Here is a 10,616-nt window from a genome sequence, read left to right on the forward strand (position 1 = left end):
GGGAGGCTGCGCCCCCAGACCCCGCTTCGGCCTGACGGCCTCGTCCTCAATCGCCGGACGGGCCAAGACTTTCCAGCGCCGGACGAGAAGAATTCAGCCCCTCCGGCGCTTGAGGAGCGGGGGGTCCGGGGGCAGCGCCCCCGGGTACGGGTCGGGAAGGGGCGGAGGGGGCGAGTCAACTGCCTTGTGGGGATGCACCGTTGGCTTCCCGCGGGGGGCATGGCACCCTGGGGGCTGAGGGGGCTGCGAATGAGTGTGCGTGAGGGGCGGCGGGTCGAGACCCCCAAGGGGGAGCGGCTGGCGGACTGGGCCGACGGCAGGCTCGGGATCTACTCGCTGGCCAAGGCCAACATGCGCAAGGTCTTCCCGGACCACTGGTCGTTCATGCTGGGCGAGATCTGCCTCTACAGCTTCCTCGTCCTGATCATCACCGGCGTCTACCTCACCCTGTTCTTCGAACCCAGCGGCGTCGAGGTCGTCTACCACGGCTCGTACGAGCCGCTGAACGGCATCATCATGACCAGGGCGTACGAGTCCACCCTGGACATCAGCTTCGACGTCCGCGGCGGACTCCTGATCCGGCAGATCCACCACTGGTCGGCGCTGGTCTTCCTCGCCGGGATGCTCGTGCACATGATGCGGGTGTTCTTCACCGGCGCGTTCCGCAAGCCGCGCGAGGTCAACTGGCTCTTCGGCTGGACCCTGTTGATGCTCGGACTGCTCACCGGGCTGACCGGCTACTCGCTCCCGGACGACCTGCTCTCCGGAACCGGCGTCCGCTTCGCGCAGGGCGCGATCCTGTCCATCCCGGTCGTCGGGACGTACATCTCCTTCTTCCTGTTCGGCGGCGAGTTCCCGGGGCACGACATCATCCCGCGGTTCTTCCCCATCCACGTCCTGCTGCTGCCGGGCATCATGCTGGGGCTGGTCGTCGCCCATCTGATCCTGGTCTTCTACCACAAGCACACGCAGTACCCGGGGGCCGGAAAGGACCAGAAGTCGGTCGTCGGCATGCCGTTCATGCCGGTCTACATGGCGAAGGCCGGCGGCTTCTTCTTCCTCGTCTTCGGCGTGCTGTCGATCATGGGCGCGATCGCCACCGTCAACCCGGTGTGGGCGTTCGGGCCCTACCGCCCCGACCTGGTGACCACCGGCGCACAGCCCGACTGGTACCTCGGGTTCTCCGAGGGGTTGATCCGGGTGATGCCGGGATGGGAGATCAACGCCTTCGGCCACACCCTCCAGTTGGGTGTCTTCATCCCGTTCTCGCTGTTCCCGCTCATCATGGTCGCCATCGCCGTCTATCCGTTCATCGAGGCGTGGATCACCGGGGACCGGCGCGAGCACCACATCCTGGACCGGCCGCGCAACGTCCCCACCCGTACCGCGCTCGGCGTGGCGTGGCTGACGCTGTACGCCATCCTGCTGGTCGGCGGCGGCAACGACCTGTGGGCCACCCACTTCCATCTCTCGATCAACGCGATCACCTGGTTCGTCCGCGTCGGCGTGTTCGTCGGACCGGCCCTCGCCTTCGTCGTCACGCGGCGCATCTGCCTGGGGCTGCAACGCTCCGACCGCGAGAAGGTGTTGCACGGCCGGGAGTCCGGCACCATCAAGCGGCTGCCGCACGGCGAGTACGTCGAGGTCCACGAACCCCTCACCCCGGCCCAGCGGTTCACCCTCACCCAGCACGAGCAGGCGCCGCCCTTCGAGGTGGGCCGGCAGGTCGACGCGAACGGCGTGGTCCGCCGGGCCGGTCCCACCCGACGGTTGCGGGCCAGGCTGGCGCGCGGCCTCCACGGTCCCGCCGCCCGCATCCCGAAGCCGACCGCGGAGGAGTACCGGGAGATCACGAGCGGGGACGATCACCACTGAGACCGGCGAGCACCTGCGCCCGGCACTCGGCCGGGGCGCCCCACGCGGTGCGCAGGGCACGCGCCTTGGTGAGCCAGAGCGACAGGTCGTACTCGGCGGTGTAGCCGATCGCGCCGTGCAGCTGCAACGCGGTCCGGGCCGTGGCGTACGCCGCCTCGACCGCCGTGACCTTGGCGGCGGCCACGTCCGCGGGCGTCATCGACAGGGCTGCTCCGAACAGCAGGGGGCGGGCGAACTCCAGGGCGATCCGCGCGTCCGCGAGCCGGTGCTTGACCGCCTGGAACGAGCCGACGGGCACACCGAACTGGGTGCGCCGCCCGACGTATTCGACGGTCCGGTCGAGGAGCGCGAGGCCGACGCCGAGCGCCTGGGCGGCCGTCGCGAGCCGGGCCCACGTCACCGCCTCCCGCACCGCGCCGGTGACCTGCGGCCCGTGTGCCAGGAGTTCGCCACCGGTCTCCGGCCGGGCCAGGCGCCGCGCGCGGTCCACGGACGCGCGCACCGGGCCGTGGCCCGGTGACAGGTACAGGCTCTCGCCCTCCACGGCGAGCAGCACGGTCGCTGCGTCGGCGTCGAGCGCGTACCCGCCGGCCGGGGCGAGCGTGGCGACGCTCCCGCCCGAGGCCAGCCCCGGCAGCAGTCGTTCGGCGGGCTCCGACGCGCCCCGTTCGCCCAGACCGCTCAGCAGGGCGGCCACCGCGACCGTCTCCACCACCGGCCCCGGTACCGCGTGCCGACCCAACTCCACGTAGGCCACGACCAGTTCGACGGGAAGAGGTCCGACCCCCTCGTACGCCTCCGGTACGGCCAGCGCGAAGACCCCGGCTTCGGCGAGGCGGGACCACAGGGCCGAGCCGGGCGCGAGATCGCCCTCCGCCCAGGCCCGTACAGCGGTCGGCGTGTCCGCGGCGGACAGCATCGCGTTCAGGGAGGCGGCGAAGGCACGCTGTTCGTCGTCGAGCAGGAAACGCATCAGCGGCGGCCCTTCGGAAGGCCGAGCAGCCGCTCGGCGATGATGTCGCGCTGGATCTCGTTCGTGCCCGCGTAGATCGGACCGGCGAGCGCGAAGACATGTCCCTCGGACCACGCGCTGTCCGCCAACTCGCCTTCCCCGCCCAGCAGATCGAGCGCCGTCTCGTGCAGCGCGATGTCGAACTCGGACCAGAACACCTTGTTCAGGCTGGACTCCGGACCGATGCTCTCCCCGTCGAGGAACCGGGAGGCGCCGGCGTACGTGAACAACTGATAGGCGCGGGCCCCGATCACCGCGTCGGCCACCCGGTCGCGCAGCGCCGAGTCCGCCGGGTCGCCGAGGTCGCGCCACAGCGCCACCAGCCGGTCGGCGGCGGCGAGGAAGCGGCCCGGTGAACGCAGCGTCAGACCACGTTCGTTGCCCGCCGTCGACATCGCGATCCGCCAGCCCTGCCCCGGCTCGCCGATCACGTCCTCGTCCGGGACGAACACGTCGTCCAGGAAGAGTTCCGCGAACGCGGGCCTGCCGTCGAGCCGCCCGATGGGACGCACGGTGACGCCGGGCGCGCGCAGGTCGAACATCAGGTACGTGAGGCCATGGTGGGATTTCGGCAGGCCCGGCTCGCTGCGGAACAGGCCGAACGCGCGGTCGGCGAACGCGGCCCGCGACGACCAGGTCTTCTGACCGTTCAACCGCCAGCCGCCGTCCACCCGCACCGCGCGCGACGACAGCGAGGCCAGGTCGGAACCGGCCTCGGGCTCGGACCACGCCTGCGCCCAGACCACCTCGCCCGTGGCCATCGGCGGCAGCACCCGCGCCCGTTGCTCCGCCGTGCCGTGGTCGAAGAGCGTCGGCGCGAGCAGGCTGATCCCGTTCTGTCCGACCCTGCCGGGCGCGCCCGCCGCGTGGTACTCCTCCTCGAAGGCCAGCCAGCGCATCAGGTCCGCGTCGCGGCCGCCGTAGGCCGCGGGCCACGACACCACCGACCAGCGGTCCGCCGCGAGTTCGGCCTCCCAGACGCGGTGCGCGGCGAAGCCCTCCTCGGTCTCCAGCGAGGGCAGCGGGACCGCCGGGACATGCGCGTCCAGCCACGCGCGGGCCTCGGCGCGGAACGCGTCGTCGGCGGGGGAGGGGGTGAGATCCATCGGCGGCACCTCTCGGCTGCGGGCGGTGGGACCACGGGGACCTGCTCCGCCGGGTGACGGCGCTTCCCTAACAAGTGTTTGGTAGGTTAGCTTGGGGTCATGAGCGACGTCGAGAGTCCGGCGTACGTCCCCGGGCACGGGCTGCTGAAGGGCCGCACCGCCGTCATCACCGCCGCGGCCGGGGCCGGCATCGGCGGCGCCACCGCACGCCGGTTCCTGGAGGAGGGCGCGCGCGTCCTGATCAGCGACGCGCACGCACGCCGGCTCAAGGAGACCGCCGCGACCCTGGCCGGGGAGTTCGGCGCCGGCCACGTCGCCGCACTGCCCTGCGACGTCACCGACGAGGACCAGGTCCAGGCCCTCCTCGACACCGCCGTCCGGATCCACGGCCGCCTGGACGTCGTCGTCAACAACGCGGGCCTGGGCGGGACATCGGCTCTCGTCGACATGACCGACGAGCAGTGGTCCCGCGTGCTGGACGTGACACTGAACGGCACCTTCCGGTGCACCCGGGCAGCACTGCGGCGGCTCAAGGACCAGGGCGATGGCGGAGCCGTCGTCAACAACGCCTCCGTCGTCGGCTGGCGGGCCCAGTCCGGGCAGGCCCACTACGCCGCCGCGAAAGCCGGCGTCATGGCGCTCACCCGGTGCGCGGCGATCGAGGCCGCCGCCTACGGGGTCCGGGTCAACGCGGTCTCGCCGAGCCTCGCCATGCACCCCCACCTCGTGAAGGTCACCACGCCCGAACTGCTGGAGGAACTCACCGCCCGCGAGGCCTTCGGCCGGTACGCCGAGCCCTGGGAGATCGCCAACGTGATCGTGTTCCTCGCGTCCGGCTACTCCTCGTATCTCACCGGCGAGGTCGTGTCCGTGAGCAGCCAGCACGCATAGGACGACAATGACCGTGTGCCTACCAAGAAGAAGCCCCAGGTGACCGCCACCCCGGAGCGCCGCCGCGAACTGCTCGGCACCGCCGCCGAGGTCTTCGCCGAGCAGGGCTACAACGCCACCACCGTCCGCAAGATCGCGGACGAGGCCGGAATGCTCGCGGGCAGTCTCTACTACCACTTCGACTCCAAGGAATCGATGCTGGAGGAGATCCTGCGCACCTTCCTCGACGAGCTCTGGGACGGCTACGACACCGTCCTGGAAGCCGGACTCGGCCCCCGGGAGACCCTGGAGGCACTCGTCACCGAGTCCTTCCGGGAGATCGACCGACACCGCGCCGCCGTCGCGATCTACCAGAAGGAGGCCCGCCACCTCGCCGTGCAGGAGCGCTTCGCGTTCCTCGCCGAGTCACAGCGCAACTTCGAGAAGGCGTGGCTGAGCACACTGGAACGCGGCGTCGACGCCGAGGTCTTCCGCGCCGACCTCGACATCAGGCTGACCTACCGCTTCGTCCGGGACACCGTGTGGGTCGCCGCGTCCTGGTACCGGCCCGGTGGTCAGCACAGCCCCGAGGAGATCGCCCGGCAGTACCTGTCGATGGTGCTCGACGGGATCTCCGTCCGCACGTAGCCGAACGCGAACCACTCATCCTCGCGAGGGAGTCGTCATGGCCGAGGCCTACATCGTCGAAGCGGTCCGCACACCCGTCGGGCGGCGCAGAGGAGGGCTCGGCGCTGTCCACCCGGCCGACCTCGGCGCGCACGTGCTCACCGCGCTGGTCGAGCGGTCCGGCGTGGACCCGGCAGCCGTCGAGGACGTCGTCTTCGGCTGCCTGGACACGGTCGGGCCGCAGGCCGGCGACATCGCCCGCACCTGCTGGCTGGCCGCCGGACTGCCCGAGGAGGTGCCCGGCGTCACCGTGGACCGCCAGTGCGGGTCCTCGCAGCAGGCCGTGCACTTCGCCGCCCAGGGCGTCCTGTCCGGCACCCAGGACCTCGTGGTCGCCGGCGGCGTGCAGAACATGACCCAGATCCCCATCGCGTTCGCCTCCCGCCAGGCCGCCGAACCCCTCGGCCTCACCGAGGGCCCCTTCGCCGGCAGTGAGGGCTGGCGGGCGCGCTACGGCGACCGCCCCGTCAACCAGTTCCACGGCGCCGAACTCATCGCCGCCAAGTGGGGCATCACCCGCCGCGACCAGGAGGAGTTCGCCCTCCGCTCCCATCAGCGCGCGATCCGCGCCGCCGACGAGGGCCGCTTCGACCGCGAGACCGTGCCGTTCCGCGAGGTCACAGTCGACGAGGGGCCGCGCCGGGACACCTCGCTGGAGAAGATGGCGGCCCTGAAGCCGGTCGTCGAGGGCGGCACCATCACCGCCGCCTGCTCCTCCCAGGTCTCCGACGGCGCCGCCGCGATGCTGCTCGCCTCCGAGCGGGCGGTCCGCGAACACGGCCTCACCCCGAGGGCCCGGGTGCACCATCTCTCGGTCCGGGGCGAGGACCCCATCCGGATGCTCTCGGCACCCATCCCGGCCACGGCCCACGCCCTGAAGAAGACCGGCATGTCCATCGGCGACATCGACCTCGTCGAGATCAACGAGGCGTTCGCCCCGGTCGTCCTCGCCTGGCTCAAGGAGACCGGCGCGGACCCGGACCGGGTCAACGTCAACGGCGGCGCGATCGCCCTCGGCCACCCGCTCGGGGCGACCGGCGTCCGGCTGATGACCACGCTGCTCCACGAACTGGAGCGCGCCGGCGGCCGGTTCGGCCTCCAGACGATGTGCGAGGGCGGCGGCCAGGCCAACGTGACGATCATCGAACGCCTCTGAGGACGGCCTCTGAGGACGGCGTCCGAGGGCGGCCTCCGAGTGCGATCTCCGGGTGAGGTCTCCGGGTGAGGTCTCAGACCGGCGTCGGGGCCCGGACGCGCGCCGTCCGGGCCCCGACGCCACGGTCGTGCACGTCAGTCCGGCAGCGAGACCCCCACCCCCGCGAGCCGGTCGAGGGTCTCCCGGGCCTCTCCCATCACCCGCGCGATCAGCTCCTCGCACGACGGCAGGTCGTCGATCACCCCGGCGACCTGGCCCGACGCCATCACCCCGAGGTCCGTCCGGCCGTCGACCATCGACGCTCTGAGGAGCATCGGGGTGTTGGCCGCCAGCAGGACCTGGCTCCAGGACAGGTCCCTGCCGTGCTTCATCGCCAGACCGTCGCGGATCATCCGGGACCAGGTCAGGCCGGAGAGGCGCCGGAACCCGGCGGCCCGGCGCACGGCCCGGGCGAGGGTTCTCGTGCGGCCCGCCCGCTCCAGGGCCTCCACGAGGTCGGTGCGCAGCATGCGGTGCGGCATCCCGTCGACGGCCGTCGTCACCGTGACGTCCTTGACCGTCGCCGCGAGATACCTCGCCTTCACCGCGTCGGGCACCGTCGAGTCGGAGGTCAGCAGGAACCGGGTGCCCATCGCGATGCCCGCCGCCCCGTAGGCCAGCGCGGCCACCAGCCCCCGCCCGTCGTGGAAGCCGCCCGCCGCCACCACCGGGATGTCCACGGCGTCGACGACCTGCGGCAGCAGCACGCTCGTCGCGACCTCCCCGGTGTGCCCGCCACCCTCACCGCCCTGCACGATCACGGCGTCGGCGCCCCAGTCGGCCACCTTCTCGGCGTGCCGCCGCGCCCCGACGGACGGCACGACGACCACACCCGCCTCCTTCAGCTCGGCGATCAGCTCGCGGGAGGGGGCGAGCGCGAACGACGCGACACGCACGCCCTCGTCCACGATGATCCGCACCCGGTCGCCGGCGTCCGCCGCGTCGGCGCGCAGGTTCACTCCGAACGGCTGGTCGGTGCGGGATCTGACCTCGCGTACGGCGTCCCGCAGGTGGTCGAGGGTCATCGTGGCGGAGGCGAGGATGCCCAGCGCTCCCGCGTTCGCCGTTGCCGAGACCAGGCGGGGGCCCGCCACCCAGCCCATGCCGGTCTGCACGAGGGGATGCCGGACGCCGACGAGGCCGGTCAGCGCGGTCTCCATCAGCGCCCGCCTCCGCGCGGGGCGCCGCCCCCGTCGCCGCCCCGGCCGGCGCGGTCCCGGCCGTCTCCCGCCGGGTCGGGCACCTCCCGGTCCCGCAGCCCCTTCGGGTCGAGCACCGTCCGGATCAACTCCAGCTCCCGGCCCGTCGGTTCGCGGGTGAACGGGACCTCGGCCGGGATCGTCAGCTCGAACCCGGTGGCCGCGCGGACCTGCTCGGGGGTGACGCCCGGGTGGACGGAGGCGAGCCGCATCGCGTGGTCGGGGGTCGCGAAGTCGAGGACCGCGAGGTCGGTCACCACGCGGGGGAGACGGTGGAAGCGGGTGGCGCTCGGGCCCGCGGCGGCGGCCCGGTCGTAGCCCACCCCGCACACCACGTCGACGCGCTCCACGAAGACCCGCGGCGAGTGCCTGGGGATCCAGTAACTGGTCGGGTTGTTCAGCGTGTTGACCGGGGCGCCGCGCATTCCGAGGAGCTGGCGCCGGGGCCGGGACCAGTCGCCGATGCAGGAGATGTTCTGGTTGCCGAAGCGGTCGATCTGGCTCGCGCCCATCATCACGTGCCGCCGACCGCCGGTCACCGCCGTCAGATGCCGCCGGTAGGGCAACCAGCCCTCCGTGGTGCCGTCCGGGCCGACGAGCAGCGCCTCGCCGTCGGTCAGCAGCAGGTCGGGCGCGAAGGTGTGCCGGGCGAGGCGGGCCCCGACGGACGGGACGAGGCCCATGGGGCTGGCGAGCACCTCGCCATTGTCCCGCCACGCCTCGGCGCAGGCGATCACGCAGTACTCGGCTCGGGTGACGCTCACTGGTCCCGCTCCTTCCGCCAGGCCTGGACGGCGCTCTGGTAGGCGTGCTCGTCACCGGAGAGGAAGCGCTTGGCGAACTCCTCGTACGGCGTGGTCGCGTACAGCTTCTGGAAGGCCTCGTCGCGTCCGTGGTCCGGGACGCAGGAGGTGAAGTGCGCGCCGTTGGGCGTCTCCACCACGCCCGTGACGGCCGACCGCTGGAGGAGCAGGGTCTGTGGCGCGGCGTCCTTGGTCAGCTCCGCCGTGTCGACGATCCGCTCGCACGAGACGTACGCGGTGTCGGCGGCCTCGCAGAACAGGTCGTCGAAGTACGGGTCCGGGCCGAGGTACTGGCCGTTGCCCGCGCGGTCCGCGCGGTTCATGTGGACCAGGGCCGCGTCCAGGCGCAGGGCGGGCATGGCGACGAGCTCCTCCCGCACCCCGGACGACGCGTCGGGGTACGGCGAAGTGACCGTCCGCAGGCCCGGGTTGATCCGCATCACGTCCGAGCCGATACCGGCCCGCACCGGGAGGAACGGCAGCCGGTTCGCGGCGGCGTGCAGGCCCCACATGAACATCGCCTCGTCGACCTCCGTCAGCTCGAACGCGCCACGTTCACGGGCCGCGCGGTAGTGCGGTTCGAGCGGGATCGAGTCGAGCGTCGCGAAGGCGGTCACCAGCTTGCGGATCCGCCCGGCCGCCGCGAGCAGACCGACGTCCGGCCCGCCGTACGCGACGACGGTCAGGTCGGTGATCCCGGTCCGGAGCAGCGCTCTCACCAGGGCCATCGGCTTGCGCCGCGAACCCCAGCCGCCGATACCGAGCGTCATCCCGCTCTCCAGCCGGCCGACGACGTCCTGCGCCGACATGGTCTTGTCGCTCACCGGGGGGCCTCCTTGCCGAAGGTGTCGCGGACGCGGCCGGCCACTCCGCCGAGGCCGGCCTCGTAGGTGAAGCCCTGCTCGAAGCGGTAGCTGCGGCGCACGTCGACGGGGTCGATGCCATTGATGGCGGCCTTGGCGAGACGGATGAGGCGTCCGTCCTTCGCGGCGATCTCCCGCGCCACATCCAGGACCACCGAACGCAGTTCGTCGCGCGGGACGACCTTCCACACCGAGCCGTGCGCTTGCAGCTCGGCGGCGGTGGCCGTACGCGAGGTGTAGTACAGGGCGCGCATCAGGTGCTGGGGGACGAGCCGGGCCAGGTGCGTGGCCGCACCGAGGGCGCCACGGTCCAGCTCGGGCAGGCCGAACGTGGCGTCCTCGCTCGCCACGATCACGTCCGCGTTCCCCACGAGGCCTATGCCGCCGCCCAGGCAGAAGCCCTGCACCGCCGCGACGACCGGCACCTCGCACTCGTACACCGCCGCGAAGGCCTCGGCGCAGCCCTGGTTGGCGCCGATCAGCGCTTCGTGGCCGGTGGGGTCGCGCTGGATCTCCTTGATGTCGACGCCCGCGTTGAAACCGCGCCCCTGTGCCGCCAGGACGACGCAGCGGACCTCGGGGTCGCGGCCCGCCGCACGGACGGCGTCGGCCAGCTCGAACCAGCCGCGCACCGGCAGCGCGTTCACCGGCGGGTAGTCGGCCGTGACGAGGGAAATCCCCTTTTCCGGGGACGAGGTGGAGACACCCATGGGCACATCAGCTACCTTTCCACCAAACGTTTGTTAGGTGTGCTGCGAAGCTAGCAGCGATCGCGGCCGTGCGGGAGGCCCTGTGGACAACGTGGACACCACCGGCGACGGCGCCGCGGCGGACCTCGACGGCCGGACCGTCGTCGTCACCGGCGGCACCCGCGGCGTCGGGGCCGGGATCGCGCGGGCCTTCGCCCGAGCGGGCGCACACCGAACATCCGTGGCGGTGGTCGGCACCCTGCTCTCCCTGCTGCTGATCGGCATCCTGGGCTCGGTCTTCATCGACTGGGCCGTCC

The 10,616-nt window shown here is 72.2% G+C and carries 10 protein-coding genes and 1 pseudogene; 5 read left to right on the forward strand and 6 right to left on the reverse strand.

What is annotated here, in order from left to right:
- The first annotated feature begins 249 nt into the window (after positions 1-249).
- Positions 250-1,875, forward strand: a complete 1,626-nt coding sequence (locus AB0C62_RS20800; RefSeq protein WP_362975146.1) for a cytochrome bc complex cytochrome b subunit — start codon at positions 250-252, stop codon at positions 1,873-1,875.
- Here the strand turns inward: AB0C62_RS20800 and AB0C62_RS20805 are convergent.
- On the reverse strand, positions 1,850-2,848 hold the full coding sequence (locus AB0C62_RS20805; RefSeq protein ID WP_362975148.1) for an acyl-CoA dehydrogenase family protein: 999 nt from the start codon (positions 2,846-2,848) through the stop codon (positions 1,850-1,852). The genes AB0C62_RS20800 and AB0C62_RS20805 overlap by 26 nt on opposite strands.
- A complete protein-coding gene (locus tag AB0C62_RS20810) occupies positions 2,848-3,993 on the reverse strand; it encodes an acyl-CoA dehydrogenase family protein (RefSeq protein ID WP_362975150.1) in 1,146 nt (381 codons plus the stop codon). The genes AB0C62_RS20805 and AB0C62_RS20810 overlap by 1 nt, the downstream gene beginning before the upstream one ends.
- A gap of 99 nt (positions 3,994-4,092) precedes the next feature.
- Between AB0C62_RS20810 and AB0C62_RS20815 the strand changes: the two genes are divergently transcribed.
- The 3 genes from AB0C62_RS20815 to AB0C62_RS20825 are packed head-to-tail and all read left to right on the forward strand — an operon-like array spanning position 4,093 to position 6,706.
- Positions 4,093-4,884: an SDR family oxidoreductase gene (locus AB0C62_RS20815; RefSeq protein ID WP_362975152.1), complete on the forward strand. Its 792-nt coding sequence runs from the start codon at positions 4,093-4,095 to the stop codon at positions 4,882-4,884.
- 15 nt (positions 4,885-4,899) lie between these two features.
- Positions 4,900-5,511 carry a TetR/AcrR family transcriptional regulator gene (locus tag AB0C62_RS20820; protein WP_081216672.1) on the forward strand — a complete coding sequence of 204 codons (612 nt, stop codon included), beginning with the start codon at positions 4,900-4,902 and terminating at the stop codon, positions 5,509-5,511.
- Between the two features lie 37 nt (positions 5,512-5,548).
- A complete protein-coding gene (locus tag AB0C62_RS20825; protein WP_362975154.1) occupies positions 5,549-6,706 on the forward strand; it encodes an acetyl-CoA C-acetyltransferase in 1,158 nt (385 codons plus the stop codon).
- 134 nt (positions 6,707-6,840) lie between these two features.
- Here the strand turns inward: AB0C62_RS20825 and AB0C62_RS20830 are convergent, their stop codons facing one another.
- Genes AB0C62_RS20830 through AB0C62_RS20845 form a run of 4 tightly spaced genes read right to left on the reverse strand, consistent with a single transcriptional unit; the run spans position 6,841 to position 10,320 of the window.
- Positions 6,841-7,905: a nitronate monooxygenase gene (locus AB0C62_RS20830; protein ID WP_362975156.1), complete on the reverse strand. Its 1,065-nt coding sequence runs from the start codon at positions 7,903-7,905 to the stop codon at positions 6,841-6,843.
- Positions 7,905-8,708, reverse strand: a complete 804-nt coding sequence (locus tag AB0C62_RS20835; RefSeq protein WP_362975158.1) for a CoA-transferase — start codon at positions 8,706-8,708, stop codon at positions 7,905-7,907. Before AB0C62_RS20835 ends, AB0C62_RS20830 begins: the two co-directional genes overlap by 1 nt.
- Positions 8,705-9,571, reverse strand: a complete 867-nt coding sequence (locus tag AB0C62_RS20840) for a CoA-transferase (protein WP_362975160.1) — start codon at positions 9,569-9,571, stop codon at positions 8,705-8,707. The genes AB0C62_RS20835 and AB0C62_RS20840 overlap by 4 nt, the downstream gene beginning before the upstream one ends.
- Positions 9,568-10,320, reverse strand: coding sequence for an enoyl-CoA hydratase family protein (locus tag AB0C62_RS20845; RefSeq protein ID WP_362975162.1), 753 nt, complete (start codon positions 10,318-10,320; stop codon positions 9,568-9,570). Before AB0C62_RS20845 ends, AB0C62_RS20840 begins: the two co-directional genes overlap by 4 nt.
- Before the next feature lie 82 nt (positions 10,321-10,402).
- Between AB0C62_RS20845 and AB0C62_RS20850 the strand changes: the two are divergent.
- A pseudogene (locus AB0C62_RS20850) lies at positions 10,403-10,616 on the forward strand (hypothetical protein); the annotation flags it as partial.

This window comes from Streptomyces sp. NPDC048643, assembly GCF_040650615.1.
In the GTDB taxonomy this organism is placed as follows: domain Bacteria; phylum Actinomycetota; class Actinomycetes; order Streptomycetales; family Streptomycetaceae; genus Streptomyces.

Excerpts from the sequence above, each read along its gene's own strand:
- AB0C62_RS20810 (WP_362975150.1), bottom strand. The coding sequence starts at position 3,993 with ATGGATCTCACCCCCTCCCCCGCCGACGACGCGTTCCGCGCCGAGGCC.
- AB0C62_RS20825 (WP_362975154.1), top strand. The coding sequence starts at position 5,549 with ATGGCCGAGGCCTACATCGTCGAAGCGGTCCGCACACCCGTCGGGCGG.
- AB0C62_RS20830 (WP_362975156.1), bottom strand. The coding sequence starts at position 7,905 with ATGGAGACCGCGCTGACCGGCCTCGTCGGCGTCCGGCATCCCCTCGTG.
- AB0C62_RS20845 (WP_362975162.1), bottom strand. The coding sequence starts at position 10,320 with ATGGGTGTCTCCACCTCGTCCCCGGAAAAGGGGATTTCCCTCGTCACG.
- AB0C62_RS20805 (WP_362975148.1), bottom strand. The coding sequence starts at position 2,848 with ATGCGTTTCCTGCTCGACGACGAACAGCGTGCCTTCGCCGCCTCCCTG.
- AB0C62_RS20815 (WP_362975152.1), top strand. The coding sequence starts at position 4,093 with ATGAGCGACGTCGAGAGTCCGGCGTACGTCCCCGGGCACGGGCTGCTG.
- AB0C62_RS20800 (WP_362975146.1), top strand. The coding sequence starts at position 250 with ATGAGTGTGCGTGAGGGGCGGCGGGTCGAGACCCCCAAGGGGGAGCGG.